Consider the following 15,596-nt stretch of genomic DNA (forward strand, 5'->3'; position numbering starts at 1 on the left):
CAGTCGTGCGGGGCGCTCATGGCTTCGCCGCGTCCAGCACATCAGCCGTGTCCGACGGCCGCCACCGGGCAGCGCGCATGGCGGAGCACCGCGTGCCCGACCGGCCCCGGTCGCACTGCCCCGGCCCCGGACCACGACGCTGCCACCGTTCGTGCGTCCGCGGGAGGGCCGAACAGGCCCCATAGGGGGTCAGTGCCCGCCCTTCACCGCCCGGAGCAGAACGAACTTCGGGTCGCTCGCCACGACGTCCGCGTTGCCGAAGAGCTTGCGGAGCTTCACGTGGTAGCCGAGGTGGCGGTTGCCGATGACCCACAGCTCGCCGCCGGGGCGCAGTGCGGCGCGGGCGCCGGTGAACATGCGGTGGGCGGTCGCGCCGGTCGTGGCCTGGTGGCTGTGGAACGGCGGGTTGTTCAGGACGACGTCGACCGTCCCCGGCGGTACGGCAGAGAGGGCGTCGCCCGCCACGAAGTGGGCCTGGGCGCCGTCGGCGGCGTTGGCGCGGAACGTGGCCTCGGCGGAGGCGACGGCCTGGAACGACTCGTCGATGAAGGTGACCGTGGCGTCGGGGTCGGCGACGGAGGCGGCGGTGCCGAGCACGCCGTTGCCGCAGCCCAGGTCCACGACGTGGGCTGCGGCGCGGGCGCGCGGCAGGTGCTTGAGGAAGAAGCGGGTGCCGATGTCGAGCCGGTCCGCGCAGAAGATGCCCGCGTGGTTGACGACGGTGAGGCCGGCGCCCGCCCCGGAGTCCGCGGGCAGCACGTAACGGCCCGGCCAGGGGCTGGGGCCGGCCGCGCGCGCCGGGTCGGGGGCGCTGAAGACGAGCCGTGCCTTCTGGCGGGCCAGGGAGGTCCTGGTGGGGCCGATGATCCGCTCGAAGAGCTCCAGCGTCGACGTGTGGATCTCGGTGACCATGCCGGTGCCGATGACGGCCGTGCCTTCGTGCAGGGCGGGTGCGAGCCGGTGGAGCTGGTCCTCCAGGAGCGCGAGGCTCTTCGGTACGCGGACGAGGAGCACGTCGACGCGGGCGGGCGGCGCGTCCCTGGTCGTCAACAGCCGTGCCGCGTCCGGCGCGTGGCCCGCGCGGGCGAGGTTGGCGCGGGTCGCCTCCTGTGCGAGGAACGAGTCGGTGATCTGGACCGGTACGCGCGCGTGCCCGACGAGCGCGGTGGTCAGCGCGCCCCACCGGTCACCGAGGACGGCCACCGTCCCGGAGAGGTCGACGGTCGCGGGGAACCCGTCGGGCGCCGCGTCCTCGTCACCCGCCAGCTGGCGCAGCAGATAAGCGTCGGCGGCCGACCAGGCGCGCAGCTGGTCGCGGGGGTCCTCCGGGAAGCGGGTGAGGTCGTACGCGCCCCATGACGTGCTCAAACGGTTCATCGTGCCCTCAGGCTAACGGAGAGCCGCCGGGCCACGGGCCGCAGCCCGCGGCCGCGTCGGGGCGTCCGGGTGTCGGGGCGCGAAGGCGTCAGGGGGCGGGCTCGAACCAGGTCGGCTCGTCCGCCAGCGCCCGCTTGATCCGGGACAGCGAGAACTCGTGCAGTTCGGGCAGCGCGTCCACGTCGAACCACGCGACTTCCAGCGACTCGTCGTCGTTGACCCGCGCCTCGCCGCCGACGGCACGGCAGCGCAGGGTGATGTCCATGTACTGGCACATGTCGCCATTGTCGTAGGTCACCGGTTCGAGGGCCTGGACCAGGACGACGCGTTCGGGCACGCAGTGCACGGCCGTCTCCTCGTACACCTCGCGCACCGCGCACCGGGCGGGCTGCTCGCCCGGTTCCGGAATGCCGCCGATCGCCGACCACCTGCCGTTGTCGGAGCGCCGCCCGAGCAGCACCCTTCCTTCGTCGTCGAACACGATGGCGGTGACCCCGGGGAGCCAGAGCAGCTGCTGGCCGGCGTCGGCGCGGATGGTGCGGATGAAATCAGGAGTAGCCATGCTCCGACCCTAACGGCGATACGCCGCCGACCAGTCGGGGGCCGGGGGGGCGTCGATCCGGGCCCCGTGATCGGCAGTTGGACCCGGCGTCCGACACGGGCTCCTACGCCCCGGCGCTCCGCCTGGCCCGCGCCGCCGACGTCACGGCCCAGCCGAGACCGCCCGCGGCGATCAGGACCAGGATGCCCTCGGGGAGCACGCCGAGACGCGTCGCGGGGGTCCGCGACGAGCGCAGCGGGACCTCCTCGACGAGCGAGTCGGCGGTGTACCACGTCGTCTTCGACCTGATCTTCCCGTCCGGCATGATGACGGCGCTGACGCCGCTGGTGACCGGGACCGTGACGGCGCGGCTGTGCTCGACCGCGCGGATCCGGGACATGGCGAGCTGCTGGTAGGTCATCTCGCTGCGGTCGAAGGTGGCGTTGTTGCTCGGCACGGAGATGATCTGCGCGCCGTGGGTGACGGTGTCGCGCACCGCCCAGTCGAAGGCCGCCTCGTAGCAGGTCGCGATGCCCACCTTCGTCCCGGCCATGGTGAAGACACCGGGGGCCGTGCCGCGGCTGAAGTCCCTGCGCACCTTGTCGACGTCGCTGCTGAACGCGCTGACCAGGGAGCGCAGCGGGATGTACTCGCCGAACGGCTGGATCTGGCGCTTGTCGTACGTGTCCGTGGGGCCCTTCTTGGGGTCCCAGAGGATCTGCTCGTTGTAGAGCTTGCCGTCCTTGTTCTCGACGACCCCGCCGACGGAGACCGGCGCGCCGATGGCCTTGACCGCGCCCTCGATCGCGAGGCGCGCGTCCGGGTTGGCGAAGGGGTCGATGTCGGAGGAGTTCTCCGGCCACAGGACGAGGTCGGGGCGCGCCACCTTGCCGGCCTTCACCTCGGCGGCGAGGCGTTCGGTCTCGCGCACGTGGTGGTCGAGGACGGCGCGGCGCTGTGCGTTGAAGCCGAGGCCCGCGCGCGGGACGTTGCCCTGGATCGCGGCGACGGTCGCCGTGCCGTCCTCCGCGTCGTCGCTGACGAGCGGGCGCGCCGCGAAGGCGCCGAGGGCGGGGACGAGCACGCTGACGGCGGCGACGGCGGCCGCGCGGCGGTGCAGGACACGGGTGGCGCGTACGTCGACGACCTGGCGCACGACCTCGTACAGCCCGAAGCCGCACAGGACGACCGCGAACCCGAGCACGGGGGTGCCGCCGAGCGCGGCGAGCGGCAGGAACACGCCGTCCGCCTGCCCGAAGGCGATCTTCCCCCAGGGGAATCCGCTGAACGGCACACGCGCGCGTGCCGCTTCCCCGGCGATCCACAGGGCGGCCGCCCACAGCGGGTATCCGGGCAGCCGTGAGACGGCCGCGATGCCCGCGCCCACGAGGGCGACGAAGACCGCTTCGACGGCGGCGAGCGCCAGCCACGGGCCGGGGCCGACCTCGACGCCGGTCCAGACGAGGAGCGGCAGGAGGAAGCCGAGACCGAAGAGGTAGCCGAGGCCGAGGCCCGCCTTCCAGGTGCGGCCGCGCAGACACCAGGCGAGGGCGCCGAAGGCGGGGAGCGCCAGCCACCACAGGGTGCGGGGCGGGAAGCTGACGTAGAGCAGCACTCCGGAGAGGGCCGCCACGGCGGCGGGCACGAGCCGGCGCAGGAGACGTGTGGCGCGGGAGGCCTGCGGGGGCCGCGGATCGAGCTGATCCGGCTCGTCTACGGGAGTGGTGGTGGCGGTCACTCGGGGAGTGTACGGCGCGTCACGAGGGCGCCGACAGCTCGGTCCGCGGGGTGGTGCGGCGGCCGTTCAGCGAATCGTTCCTGCACAACTGGTCCCAAAGCGGGGCGTCAGCCGTTAGCGTGTGGCCGAGTCCCCGAGGCCCGTCCGGTCCACGTCAACGTGGAGCCGTCCGTGCCGGCGGGGGCCCGTCACATACCGGGGGGCGACGGGGTGGGGTCAACGGGTACGGCCGCTTCGGCCTGTCCGGAAGCGGCGCACGAGCGGCGGAGCGCGTCCGACGCGACGGGCGGTGCGCTGCTCGGTGCCTGCGCCGCCTGGGCGCTGATCACCGCGGGTGTGCACGGCGGCAGTCCCGAAGGGATGCTCCTCGCGGTTCTCGCCGTGGCCGCGGGATACGCGGGCGGACGGATCTGCGGAGCGCTGCTCCCCGTCGCCGCGCCGTGCGCGGGTGCGCTCACCGGACTCGGTCTCGCCGTGGCCGCGCCCCGCCTCGCGATCGGCCCTTCCTCTCCCCTGGGCCACACCGGCGCCACCGCCGCCCTGCTCATCCTTTCCGCCGGTGCGGCCTGCTGTGCGGCCTGGGCCGCGCGGACCCCTTCGCCGCGCCTGGCGCTGCGGCTCCTCGCCGCGGGGGTCGCGGGCGCCGCCGCGGCCCTCGGCTCGCCGGTCGGCTGTGCCGGCTCCGTCATGGTGCTGCTCTGCTCGCTCGCGGCGGCGCGGCTGCGGAACCGGGCCCTTGGCATCATCGGGCTCGCTGCCGCGTCGGTCCTGGTCACCGGCGCGTCCCTGGCTCTGGCCGACGACTCGCTCCCGGAGGGCCTGACGGCACCGCTGGAGGGCAGCGTCGGCCACCATCGCGTGGTGCTGTGGCAGGACGCGCTGACCCTCGCGGAGCGGGAACCCGCCCTGGGGGTGGGGCCCGGCCGGTTCGGCGATGTCAGTCCGGCCGCCGCCGACGACTTCGTGGCGGACGGCAAGCCGCACTCGGCCACGCTGCAGCAGGCGTCGGAACAGGGAATCGTCGGGGTGGCGCTGCTGGCGGCGGTGTTCTGCTGGCTGCTGTACGCCCTGTGGCGCTCCCCCGGCTCGACGCAGGTCGTCCTGTCGGCGGGGGCGGCCCTCACGGCGCTGACGGCCGTGGCGGCGGTGGGCAACGCGCTGAGCATGACGACGGTGACGACGGGGGCGGGCCTGCTGGCGGGAATCGCGACGGCGCGGCCGCTGACCGCGGGACTCCACGAGGAAGACCCCTCACGTACCGGCTGAGCCCGGCACCACGGCGTCGGACGGTCAGCCGGTGGTGCCCTTGAGGCCGAGCCGCGCCCTGATCGCCCGCACCGCCGACTCCGCGTTGTCGACCGTCACCGTGAACTTGTGGCCGTCGCCGAGGCTGAGCACCAGGCCCTCACCGCGCCGGACCACCACGGCGGTGCCCTTCTCGGGGCGCCAGCGGTAGCCCCAGCCGCCCCACTGCCGGGGCGTCACGGCGGGCGCGAAGTCCGCGCCGACGACGTGCGAGAGCGGGATGTGGCGGCGCGGCAGCCCCAGGTGGCCGCAGCGCACCTCCAGGTAGTCCTTCTCGACCTTCACGGCCACGTGGACGAAGGCGAGCGTCCCGAAGAGCATCAGGAGCCCGACGGCGATGCACCCGACGACGGACATGACCAGCGGCAGGATGCCCGAGGTCCACATGGAGTCGACCGCGAGCTCGATGCCGAGCGCCAGGCAGGCGGCACCGGCGCACGCCAGGAGCCACTGGGCGCGGTTGGTGGCGCGCCCGGTCCAGACTTCGTGCGGGCTGTCGGATGCGGCCCGCTCTTCGGGGGCTTGGTCCTTCATGCATCCGAGACTACTCAGATTCCGCCGCGAAGCCACCGCGTCACGGAGAGCGACCGCCGTGTCAGAGCGCCGGGCTGGTCTCCGCGAGCATGCGCCCCTCGGCGTACGCGAGCGCCGCCCGGGGCAACTGCTCCTCACGCCCGCTGAGCAGGACGGTCAGGCCGGGTACCGCGTCCGTGGCGCCGATGTTGGCGCCGGCCCTGCGCAGCGCCTGGGCCGCCACCGCTCCGGCCGAACCGTGCAGGACCAGGGGCGGCTGTCCGGGCTGCTGGACGGCGGCACGAATACGCTCGGCAACCAGCTCGTAATGGGTGCATCCCAGGACGACGGCCCTTACATCCGGGGGCGTGAGGGCCGCCGCGGCGGCGATCGTCTCGTCGATGGCCGCCTCGTCCGCGTACTGCACGGCGTCGGCCAGCCCCGGACACGGCACCTCGGTGACGGCGACACCGTTCGCGAAGTCCTCGATGAGCCCGCGCTGGTAGGGGCTGCCCGTGGTGGCGGGGGTGGCCCAGATGGCCACGGGGCCGCCGCCCGCCGCAGCGGCGGCGGGCTTGATCGCGGGTACGGTCCCGATGACCGGGAAATCCGACTCGAAGCGGGCCCGCAGGGTGGGCAGCGCGTGCACGGTGGCCGTGTTGCAGGCCACGATCAGCGCGTCGGGGCGGTGCGCGGCGGCGGCCTCGGCGACGGCGACGGCGCGTGCGGTGAGGTCCTCCGGAGTGCGCGGCCCCCAGGGCATGCCGTCCGGGTCGGAGGAGAGAACGAGATCGGCGTCGGGTCGAAGGCGACGCACCGCGGCCGCCGCGGCGAGCAGTCCGATGCCGGAGTCCATGAGCGCGATCTTCACCCGGTCACCATAGTCGATGGGTCCCACAGGCACCGTCCCGTGGGGCAGACTTCGGCGGATGAGCGCCGTTGCGTGGACCGCCGCCGCATCGCTTGCCGCGTGGCTGTGGCTTCTGTTGGGGCAGGGCTTCTTCTGGCGTACCGACGTGCGTCTGCCGGCGCGCGGGGAGCCGGACGTCTGGCCCTCGGTCGGTGTCGTCGTCCCCGCGCGGGACGAGGCGGCCGTGCTGGCGCACAGCCTGCCCTCGCTGCTCGCGCAGGACTATCCGGGGCGGGCCGAGGTCTTCCTCGTCGACGACGGGAGTTCGGACGGCACGGGCGAACTGGCCCGCGCGCTGGCCGAGCGGCACGGCGGACTGCCGCTGACCGTCGGCTCCCCCGGTGAGCCGCCCGCGGGCTGGACCGGAAAGCTCTGGGCGGTACGCCACGGCATCGGTCTCGCCCGCGCGCGGGACCCCGAATACCTCTTGCTCACCGACGCGGACATCGCCCATGAGCCGGACAGCCTGCGTCAGTTGGTGGCCGCCGCGGGCAGCGGGGGGTACGACCTCGTGTCGCTGATGGCCCGGCTGCGGGTGGAGAGCGCGTGGGAGCGCCTGGTGGTCCCGGCCTTCGTGTACTTCTTCGCGCAGCTCTATCCGTTCCGCCGGATCGGACGGAAGGGGTCGCGGACGGCCGCCGCGGCGGGCGGCTGTGTCCTGCTGCGTGCGGATGCCGCCGAGCGCGCCCGGATCCCCGACGCCATCCGGCAGGCGGTGATCGACGACGTGGCGCTCGCGCGGGCGGTGAAGGGCTCGGGCGGCCACATCTGGCTGGGGCTCGCCGACGGCGTGGACAGCGTGCGTCCGTATCCGCGCCTGGCCGACCTGTGGCGGATGGTCTCGCGCAGCGCGTACGCACAGCTGCGGCACAACGTCCTGCTGCTCTTCGGCACGGTCGCGGGACTCGCCGTGGTGTATCTCGTCCCGCCGGCGGCGCTGGTCGCGGGGCTCGTCACGGGCAGTCCTGCGGCGGCGGTGGCCGGTGGGCTCGCCTGGCTGGTGATGACGGCGACGTATCTGCCGATGCTCCGCTACTACCGCCAGCCGCTCGTCCTCGCGCTCCTGCTGCCCTGCACCGCTTTCCTCTATCTCCTGATGACGGTGGACTCGGCGGTGCAGCACTACAGGGGACGTGGTGCCGCGTGGAAGGGGCGTACGTACACACGCCCCGACCCCACTGCTCCGGAGCCCTCGACCGAGCGGCCCTGACCGGCTACTTCCTGCCGGGCGTCCAGTTCATGCCCCAGCCGTAGGCGTGGTCCATGGTGCGCTGCGGGCTCACGCCCCGGTCGGGCACCAGGTAGCGGGCCTCGCGCTGGACGACGAGGTCGCCGCCGTTGTTGGTGAGCAGGGCCAGCGCGCACACGGTCGAGGGGACCGTGCACTCGTCGAGGGAGAAGTCGACGGGGGCGCCGTGCTGCGGCTGGAGGGTGACCGTGGCGTTGAGGTCGGCGAAGCTGCGCGCCCCTTCGTAGATGGTCACGAAGATGACGATGCGCCGGAAGTCCTTGATGTGGTCGAGGTTGATGGTGAGGTTCTCGCCGGTGGCGACGGCGCCGGTGCGGTCGTCGCCGTCGAGCAGGATGTACGGGGGCCGGTCGATCGCTCCGAAGGCGTTGCCGAGGGCCTGGACGACTCCCTTGCGGCCGTCGGCGAGTTCGTAGAGGGCGCAGAGGTCCAGGTCGAGGTCGGCGTGCATGGCGACGGCCCTGCCGAGCTTGGCGCCCCAGCCCTTGAACTGCTTGCGCACCTCCCAGTTGAGGTTCACGCGCATACCGCCCGACGTGCCGCCCTGCTTGGTCAGGGAGACGGACGGCGCGTCCTTCGTCAGCGTCACCTTGGTCAGGCGTACGGGCGCGGCGGCGGCCGGCGGGGGCGGAGGCGCTGGGGCGGCGGGCTGCTGGGTGACCGGGGCAGGAGGGGCGGTCGGGGCCATCGGGGTGGGCGCGGCGACGGCGGCGGGTGCGGGCGGGGCCACGGGGGCCGGGGCGGTCTGCTGCGGCTCGTCCACGGAGATGCCGTAGTCCGTGGCGAGCCCTTCGAGGCCGCTCCCGTATCCCTGGCCGACGGCGCGGAACTTCCAGGCGCCCTGCCGCCGGTAGAGCTCGCCGAGGACGAACGCGGTCTCCACGGTGGCGTCCGCGCTGTCGTAGCGCGCGAGTTCGGCGCCGTTCGCGGCGTCGAGGACACGGATGTACAGGCCGGGGACCTGGCCGAAAGTGCCGCCGTCGGCCGACGCGGCGAGTACGACGGTCTCGATCTCGGGCTCCACGCGCGCGAGGTCGACGCTCAGTACATCGCTGACGCCGGTGCCGGCGGTCGTCTTGCCTTCGTGGCGCACCGCTCCGGAGGAGTGCTCGGGCTGGTTGTAAAAGACGAAGTCCGCGTCCGAGCGCACCTTTCCGGAAGGCGACAACAACAGTGCGGACGCATCGGCGTCGGGCACTCCGGCTCCGGAACCCCACCCCAATTCGATCCGTACCGCGGGTGCCGGTACGGGAACATTCGATCCTTTAGACATTGTCATGTCCGCCCCCATCGCAAGTCGCCGTCCGGCAGGGCCGCCGTTTCCGTTCATGACCAACTTATTACCCGGAGCCCCCCGAGGCCCACGACCGTGCCCCGCGACCCTCGGGACCAACCGCGGGTAACCCCTCAGGAGCTCGGCCTTTACACGATCCGAACACCGTTCCGCGACCGATTTTCCCAAGTTCGCTCGCATTGGGGATCCGTAGCCACAGCCGACACGTAAAACAACCCTCTTATCGGTCTCCCCAACCAGCACATCTAGGGCTTAACTTATGGAGCATGACCTCCCCCCGCTCCACCTATGGCGGCGGTTACTACTCCGCGCCGTCCTTCCCGGACACTCCGATCTATGACTCCCTCGTCGCAGAGCGGGGCACTCCCCAGATTGCCCCGATCCGGGTTCCCTCCGCGTACGACACGGGCAGCCACCTGCCCGCCCTGCCGGCCGCACTGCCCGCGCTGCCGGCCGCCCCGTCCCATCCCCAGCAGGGGTACGGCTACCCCCAGGCCCAGCAGCCCGCACCGCTGCAGCAGGCCCCGGCGCCGTACATCCCGCAGCAGACCGGGGGCCCGCGCGGCTACCCGGGCGCCCAGCCCCAGCGGCCGGCCCCGGGCACGGGGTACGAGGCGATGCGCCCGGCGCAGCCCCGCCCGGCCCCGGCGTCGTACGAGGATCCGTACAACCGCCCCTACCGCGGGTACTGATCTCCGGCGGGCACGCGAATGCCGCCACCGGGCCACACGCCGGTGGCGGCATTGGCGTGTCCGAATGCACCGGACAAATCCGCATCCGTGACGTCCTCATGCTCCTCGAATGGTCGATGCCCGGATGGGAACTCGACGCCGAGCCATGGACGTTGGGATCCTGGGCATGCAGCACAGCGGAGGGATGCGGCTCCGGAGAGTGATCTCGCTCTCTGTTGCCGCTGCCCGGGCGTAGGCAGTGCCGTTCCTGGTGAGGACGGACGCGGAAGGGGGTGCAGGCAGTGCGAGCAATCGTCGGCCTCTGGCGGTGGCGGTACAACCCACTGCGCCGCGGCACCGATCTGGCCGAGGCCTGGCTGGCCCTGGCCGCCCTGGTGTTGATCCTCGTCGCCGTCCCGGTCGTGGGTGCGTTCACCACGAACCTGTCGCGGGACGCCCTGCTCGCCTCCGCGCGACAGCAGCACGAGGACCGGCACGCGATCACCGGCACCGTCCTGCGCGAGGTCGGCCACTCCCCGATCGACCCCGACCCCGAGACCTCCTCGGCACGCGACGCGCACAGTCGCGTCCTGGCCCGCTGGAAGGCCCCGGACCGCACGGATCACTACGGCGTGGTGCTCTCCGACCTCAAGTCCCCCGACCCCGGCGAGCGCTTCCGGCTCTGGACCGACGAGCACGGCAGGGTCGTCGGCCGCCCGATGGACGGCGCGACCGCGACGACGCACGCGGTTCTGGCCGGATTCGGCGCCGCCACGGCGAGCGCCGGGCTCATCGAGGGCACCCGCAGGCTGATCCTCTGGCGCATGGTGCGAGCGCGGCACACACGCCTCGACCGGGCCTGGGAGAAGGCGGGACCCGACTGGGGGCGGACCGGCACCGGCTCCTGACCCGCCGTGCGGCGAGCGGCGCCGGGGCGCAGGCGAGGGTTCGAAGATGGGCTCTCAGGTCAACTCGGCCTGCTCGCGCGCGCTACGGTGGACCGGCCGAACTCCTCGGCCCCTCGCGCGGTGCCACGACACGCAGTGACACATCCAGCGCCGCGAGGTCCCGCGTACGACAAGGTGGGGGCAGAGCAACTCCATGGCACAGGGCACGGTCCAGGTGACGCACACCGGCACGTCGCGGTGGCGGCGCCGCACCGGCGAGTACGCATCGCTCGCCGCTGCCTTGGAGGCCGCCGGCGACGGGGACGTACTGACCGTTGCCGCGGGCACCTACCGCGAGAACCTCGTTGTCCAGCGCGCGGTGACGCTGCGCGGCCCGGAGAGCTCCCCCGGCTCGGTGCGCATCGCACCCTCCGACGGGGTGCCCCTGACCATCCGCGCCTCCGCGGTCGTCCAGGACCTGCACATAGAGGGCCAGGACTCGTCCGCGCCCGCCCTGCTCGTCGAGGACGGTGCCCCCGAGCTCATCGGCATCCGCGTGGTGACGCGGTCGGCGGCCGGCCTCGAAGTGCGCGGCGGGGCGCGGCCGACGGTGCGCCGCTGCACCGTCGACAACCCCGGCGGCATCGGCATCGCGGTGCTCGACGGGGGCGGCGGTGTCTTCGAGGAGTGCGAGATCGTCGCGGCGGGCCAGTCCGGTGTCGCCGTGCGCGGTGGCGCCCACCCCCGTCTGGAGCGGTGCCGGGTGCACCACGCGTCGGGCGCGGGCTTCTCGGTGACCGGTGAGCACACGGGTCTCGAGGCGATCGGCTGCGAGGTGTACGAGGTCAAGGGCTCGGGTGTGCAGGTCACCGGGCGGGCAGCGGCGCACCTGACCGACTGCGACGTGCACCGCACCACCTCGGACGGCGTCACGCTCGACACGGACGCCGTGCTGACGCTGGCCGACTGCCGCATCCACGACATTCCGGAGAACGCGATCGACCTGCGCTCGCGCTCCGTGCTCACGCTCACCCGGTCCACGGTGAGCCGGTTCGGGCGCAACGGCCTCTCGGTCTGGGACCCGGGCACGCGCGTGGACGCCAATCAGTGCGAGATCCACGACAGTACGGGCGACTATCCGGCCGTGTGGGTCAGTGACGGCGCGACGGCCGTCCTGGAGTCGTGCCGGGTGCACGACGTGCCGGACGCGCTGTTCGTCCTGGACCGCGGGTCGCGCACCGACGTCGTCGACAGCGACCTCTCGCAGGTGCGCAACACCGCGGTGTCGGTGAGCGACGGGGCGACCGCGCAGCTCGACGACTGCCGCATCCGCGAGGCGGCGACGGGCGCCTGGTTCCGCGACCACGGCAGCGGCGGCACACTCGCCAACTGCACGGTGGACGACGTCCAGACGGGCGTGATCGTCACCAAGGGCGCGGACCCGACGATCGAGCGCTGCACGGTCACCTCGCCCGCCGAGGCCGGTTTCTACGTGTCGGCGGGCGGCCGGGGCAGCTTCCACGGCTGCCGGGTCAGCAACAGCGGCGGCTACGGCTTCCACGTCATAGACGGGTGCCGTACGACGCTGAAGAAGTGCCGCACGGAGCGGTGCGCCCGCGGCGGCTTCGAGTTCTCGGAGGAGGGCCCGCTCGTCGAGGACTGCGCGAGCGACGAGAGCGGCGGCCTGCGCACGCCCGCGGCACCGGCCCCGTCGGCACCCGCCGTGCAGACGGCCACCCAGGCCGTCGGGCTCCTCGGCACCCTGCCCGCCCAGCAGGCCGCGCAGCCGTCGGCACCCCCGGCCGAGGAGAAGAGCTCCCGGGCCTCCAAGGAGGTCCTCGGCGAACTCGACGCCCTGGTCGGCCTGGACAGCGTCAAGCGCGAGGTGCGCGCCCTCACCGACATGATCGAGGTGGGCCGGCGCAGGCAGCAGGCCGGGCTCAAGGCCGCCTCCGTCCGCCGCCACCTGGTCTTCACCGGCTCCCCCGGCACCGGCAAGACGACCGTCGCCCGGCTCTACGGCGAGATCCTCGCCTCGCTCGGCGTCCTGGAGAGCGGCCACCTGGTCGAGGTGTCCCGCGTCGACCTGGTCGGCGAGCACATCGGCTCGACGGCGATCCGCACCCAGGAGGCCTTCGACCGGGCGCGCGGCGGCGTGCTGTTCATCGACGAGGCGTACGCCCTCTCGCCCAAGGACTCGGGGCGCGACTTCGGTCGCGAGGCCATCGACACGCTCGTGAAGCTGATGGAGGACCACCGCGAGGCCGTCGTGGTGATCGTCGCCGGGTACACCGCGGAGATGGAGCGGTTCCTCTCCGTCAACCCCGGTGTGGCGTCCCGGTTCTCACGGACCATCACCTTCAGCGACTACGCCCCCGAGGAGCTGCTGCGGATCGTGGAGCAGCAGTCCGAGGAGCACGAGTACCGCCTCGGCGCGGGCACGTCCGAGGCGCTCCTGAAGTACTTCACGGCGCTCCCCAAGGGTCCCGCGTTCGGCAACGGCCGTACCGCGCGCCAGACCTTCGAGGCGATGGTGGAGCGGCACGCGGGCCGGGTCGCGCAGTTCGGCGAGCCGAGCACGGACGACCTCACCCTGCTGTATCCGGAGGATCTGCCGGAGCTCGTGTGAAGCTCTGCGCCTCCGGGGCGCCCTGCGCGGCCGCCGAGGGCGTCGCCTCCGGCCTCGGTGGCGGCACGTTCGCCTTGAGGCGGACCAGGAGCCGTGCGCGTTCCTCGGCGAAGGCGGGGTCCGCCTGGTAGTCGCCGTGGCCGAGGATCGGTGCGGGCAGTGGGTGTTCCTCGGTGCGGCCGTAGGCGAGGGGGTCCTTGAGGGCGGCGCGGTCGACCTGCGGGCCGCAGTCGCCGTGCAGCTGGATGGGGCCGCCGATCGGGTCCGTGGCGCGGTGCAGATTGCGCCAGCAGTCGACCTCGCGGTGCAGGGAGGTCAGGGCCGCCGGGCCGAAGTGGGCGGGGAACCACCTTCCGTAGAGACGCTCCAGGGGCGAGCCGTAGGTGAGCAGGGCGACGCGCCTGCGGACCGAGGGGCGCAGCTGCCAGGCGGCGGCCGCCGCGAGGACACTGCCCTGCGAGTGGCCGGAGAGGACGAGCCGGCCACCCGTGGCTCTGGTGGCGCGCGTCCAACTCGCCATCCGCCAGGTCAGGTCGGGCACCGCGCGCTCCGCGTAGCAGGGCGGCGCGAAGGGGTGGGCGGCGCGCGGCCAGAAGGTGCCGACGTCCCAGAGGATGCCGATGGTGCGGCGGGCCGAGGGGTCCTTGTAGGCGCGCCTGCCCCAGGTGACGAACAGTATGAAGCCGAAGCCGATCAGCCAGGAGCCGAGGGCCTGGGAGGTCTGCGCCGCCCCTTCCACTATGTCGGGCGTGCCGTCCGCGGCCTTGGCAGGCACTTCGTCCGTCACCCAGGCGCCGGTGAGCGCGGCCGCCCCAAGGAGCAGCGTCACGGCGGAGATGATGCCGACGAGCAGGGGCGCGCGGTCGGTGAGGGCGGCACGCGCGCGTGTGCCCGCGATGCGGCGGGTGCGGGTGGAGTCCTTGCGCTCGTCGGGGTAGTCGGCCGCCAGCCGCGCCATCTCCCGGCGCTTGTGCTGGACGGTGCGGAACCCGAACCAGCCGCACAGCACCGCGACGACGACGAGGAGCGGCGGGATGACGGAGGCCTGCCAGGTGAGCACCAGCGCGGGCCCGTCGATGGAGCCCTGGCTGCCGTCGAGCCAGTCGGAGACGCGCTGCGCCCCGCCGCCGGTCATGACGCCGCCGAGCGCGCAGGACAGCATGGCGACGGCGGGCCCGCCGAAGCCGCGGATGGCGGTCCTGGAGTCGGGTGACGTGCGGTACAGGAGGTGGGCGACGACCGCGAGGCCGAGGATCAGGACGCCCTGGACAAGCGCGATGCCGCCGAACGTGGCGTCGCCCGGCAGCCTGCCTTCGGAGCGCCAGGCCGGGCGCGACCAGCCCGCGTACAGAAGGACGAGGGCGAGCAGGACGAGCGCGCCGAGCGGCAGCCGGCGGACGAGGGCCTTGTCCAGTTGCCGGTCGAGCCTGTTCTCCGTACGTCCCCTGCGGCACACCACCCACACCACGACCGCGCCGCCCAGGACGAGCGTCGCGTCCAGTGCCCAGCCGATGGCGTCGAGCGGGCCGGGTCCGCCGGGGCGCCGGTCGTGGCGCGCGGCGGAGGTGCCGACCGCCGCGGCGACGGTGAGCAGGCCGGCCGCCGTGTGGGCGGCGCGCAGCCGGGCCACCAGGCGCCGGCCGTACCAGAACCCGGGCCTGCCCAGTGCGGTGCGGCTGGTCTCCTCCTCCGGGTCGGGCTGCTGGGGCAGCGGCTGCTGGGATTCGTACGCGCTCCAGGTGCGGTGGGACAGGTACCAGAGGAGGCCGGTGAGGGCGGCGGGCAGGAGGGCGGCGAGGGCGAGACGGCGGCCGGGCTGGGACCACCAGCCGCCGTTTCCGGAGGCGTCGGTGGCGAGGAAGCCGAGCCAGTCACGGTCGCCGGAGCACTCGGGTGTGCCCGCGCACTGCCAGGCGGTGAGGTCGAGGGCGAGCTCGCAGGCGGCGGCGACGAGCAGCACGGTGAGGGTGAGTCCGACGAGCCGCACCAGGAGGCCGTAGCCGCGCACGAGGCGTTTGCGGTGGCGGGAGGTGGGCCGCATCCAGTGGGCGAGGTTGACCACCATGAAGGGCAGCAGCAGGAGCCACAGGGCGCGGGAGCCGTTGCCGGAGGTCAGGTTGCACCATACGTACGCCTCGGGCACCGGTTTGCCGCGGTAGTCGTCGGGGCGGCGTTCCGCGTCGGCGTCCTCGGTGCGGCGGAAGACGGCCGCCGTGTCGTCGCCGGAGATCCGCACGGTGCGCGGGTCGCCCAGCATCTCCTCCGGTGTGGTTCCCCCGACTCCGTGGACCAGGAGTTCCAGGGCCGTCTCGTCCTGCGGTGCTCGCTCCACTGTTCCGCTTCCCCCGAGATGCGCGTGGTGAGAGGACAAGGATCCAGGGGCGCGGGTCTCGTCGCACCCCTCGTCACGTAATCTCCCCCTTCCGTGTTCTTCCCCACCGCCGCCCGGCCTTACCCGGTCGGTGGCACGGCTGTCGGTGGC

General features: G+C 73.3%; 12 protein-coding genes. 5 read left to right on the plus strand and 7 right to left on the minus strand.

The features are described from left to right. Positions 1–189: 189 nt before the first annotated feature. From AC07DO_RS09900 to lnt, 3 genes are all read right to left on the minus strand, one after another. Positions 190–1,377 (minus strand): methyltransferase, encoded by a 1,188-nt coding sequence (locus tag AC07DO_RS09900; protein WP_479058239.1) that lies wholly within the window; start codon positions 1,375–1,377, stop codon positions 190–192. Positions 1,378–1,465: 88 nt separating this feature from the next. Further along, entirely contained in the window at positions 1,466–1,939 is a 474-nt protein-coding gene (locus AC07DO_RS09905; protein ID WP_479058240.1) for an NUDIX hydrolase, read from the minus strand. Between the two features lie 103 nt (positions 1,940–2,042). After that, a complete protein-coding gene (lnt, locus tag AC07DO_RS09910; RefSeq protein WP_479058242.1) occupies positions 2,043–3,656 on the minus strand; it encodes an apolipoprotein N-acyltransferase in 1,614 nt (537 codons plus the stop codon). Between the two features lie 210 nt (positions 3,657–3,866). Here lnt and AC07DO_RS09915 point away from each other — a divergent pair, with 210 nt between their 5' ends. Then, a complete protein-coding gene (locus AC07DO_RS09915) occupies positions 3,867–4,922 on the plus strand; it encodes an O-antigen ligase family protein (RefSeq protein WP_479058243.1) in 1,056 nt (351 codons plus the stop codon). A gap of 24 nt (positions 4,923–4,946) precedes the next feature. Here the strand turns inward: AC07DO_RS09915 and AC07DO_RS09920 are convergent, their stop codons facing one another. Both AC07DO_RS09920 and AC07DO_RS09925 read right to left on the minus strand, forming a co-directional pair. After that, positions 4,947–5,495 carry a hypothetical protein gene (locus tag AC07DO_RS09920; RefSeq protein WP_479058245.1) on the minus strand — a complete coding sequence of 183 codons (549 nt, stop codon included), beginning with the start codon at positions 5,493–5,495 and terminating at the stop codon, positions 4,947–4,949. Positions 5,496–5,556: 61 nt separating this feature from the next. Beyond that, entirely contained in the window at positions 5,557–6,345 is a 789-nt protein-coding gene (locus AC07DO_RS09925; RefSeq protein ID WP_479058247.1) for a glutamate racemase, read from the minus strand. A 58-nt stretch (positions 6,346–6,403) separates the two neighbouring features. Between AC07DO_RS09925 and AC07DO_RS09930 the strand changes: the two genes are divergently transcribed. Further along, entirely contained in the window at positions 6,404–7,594 is a 1,191-nt protein-coding gene (locus AC07DO_RS09930) for a glycosyltransferase (protein WP_479058249.1), read from the plus strand. A gap of 4 nt (positions 7,595–7,598) precedes the next feature. Here AC07DO_RS09930 and AC07DO_RS09935 read toward each other — a convergent pair whose 3' ends face one another. After that, complete coding sequence (locus AC07DO_RS09935; RefSeq protein ID WP_479058586.1) at positions 7,599–8,924, minus strand: TerD family protein; 1,326 nt, start codon at positions 8,922–8,924, stop codon at positions 7,599–7,601. A 269-nt stretch (positions 8,925–9,193) separates the two neighbouring features. Between AC07DO_RS09935 and AC07DO_RS09940 the strand changes: the two genes are divergently transcribed. The 3 genes from AC07DO_RS09940 to AC07DO_RS09950 all read left to right on the plus strand — a co-directional run bounded on the left by AC07DO_RS09940 (position 9,194) and on the right by AC07DO_RS09950 (position 13,114). Continuing rightward, positions 9,194–9,619 carry a DUF6643 family protein gene (locus tag AC07DO_RS09940; RefSeq protein WP_150220104.1) on the plus strand — a complete coding sequence of 142 codons (426 nt, stop codon included), beginning with the start codon at positions 9,194–9,196 and terminating at the stop codon, positions 9,617–9,619. 281 nt (positions 9,620–9,900) lie between these two features. After that, positions 9,901–10,506: an Rv1733c family protein gene (locus tag AC07DO_RS09945; RefSeq protein ID WP_479058251.1), complete on the plus strand. Its 606-nt coding sequence runs from the start codon at positions 9,901–9,903 to the stop codon at positions 10,504–10,506. A 193-nt stretch (positions 10,507–10,699) separates the two neighbouring features. Beyond that, positions 10,700–13,114, plus strand: a complete 2,415-nt coding sequence (locus AC07DO_RS09950) for a right-handed parallel beta-helix repeat-containing protein (RefSeq protein WP_479058253.1) — start codon at positions 10,700–10,702, stop codon at positions 13,112–13,114. Here AC07DO_RS09950 and AC07DO_RS09955 read toward each other — a convergent pair. Continuing rightward, complete coding sequence (locus AC07DO_RS09955; RefSeq protein WP_479058254.1) at positions 13,074–15,446, minus strand: hypothetical protein; 2,373 nt, start codon at positions 15,444–15,446, stop codon at positions 13,074–13,076. The genes AC07DO_RS09950 and AC07DO_RS09955 overlap by 41 nt on opposite strands. Between the last annotated feature and the right edge of the window lie 150 nt (positions 15,447–15,596).

The organism is Streptomyces sp. NPDC045678 (assembly GCF_056432085.1).

Bases quoted from the DNA above. Each gene is read 5' to 3' on its own strand.
- AC07DO_RS09935 (WP_479058586.1), bottom strand. From the start codon at position 8,924: ATGGGGGCGGACATGACAATGTCTAAAGGATCGAATGTTCCCGTACCG.
- AC07DO_RS09905 (WP_479058240.1), bottom strand. From the start codon at position 1,939: ATGGCTACTCCTGATTTCATCCGCACCATCCGCGCCGACGCCGGCCAG.
- AC07DO_RS09950 (WP_479058253.1), top strand. From the start codon at position 10,700: ATGGCACAGGGCACGGTCCAGGTGACGCACACCGGCACGTCGCGGTGG.
- AC07DO_RS09900 (WP_479058239.1), bottom strand. From the start codon at position 1,377: ATGAACCGTTTGAGCACGTCATGGGGCGCGTACGACCTCACCCGCTTC.
- AC07DO_RS09920 (WP_479058245.1), bottom strand. From the start codon at position 5,495: ATGAAGGACCAAGCCCCCGAAGAGCGGGCCGCATCCGACAGCCCGCAC.
- AC07DO_RS09930 (WP_479058249.1), top strand. From the start codon at position 6,404: ATGAGCGCCGTTGCGTGGACCGCCGCCGCATCGCTTGCCGCGTGGCTG.
- AC07DO_RS09940 (WP_150220104.1), top strand. From the start codon at position 9,194: ATGACCTCCCCCCGCTCCACCTATGGCGGCGGTTACTACTCCGCGCCG.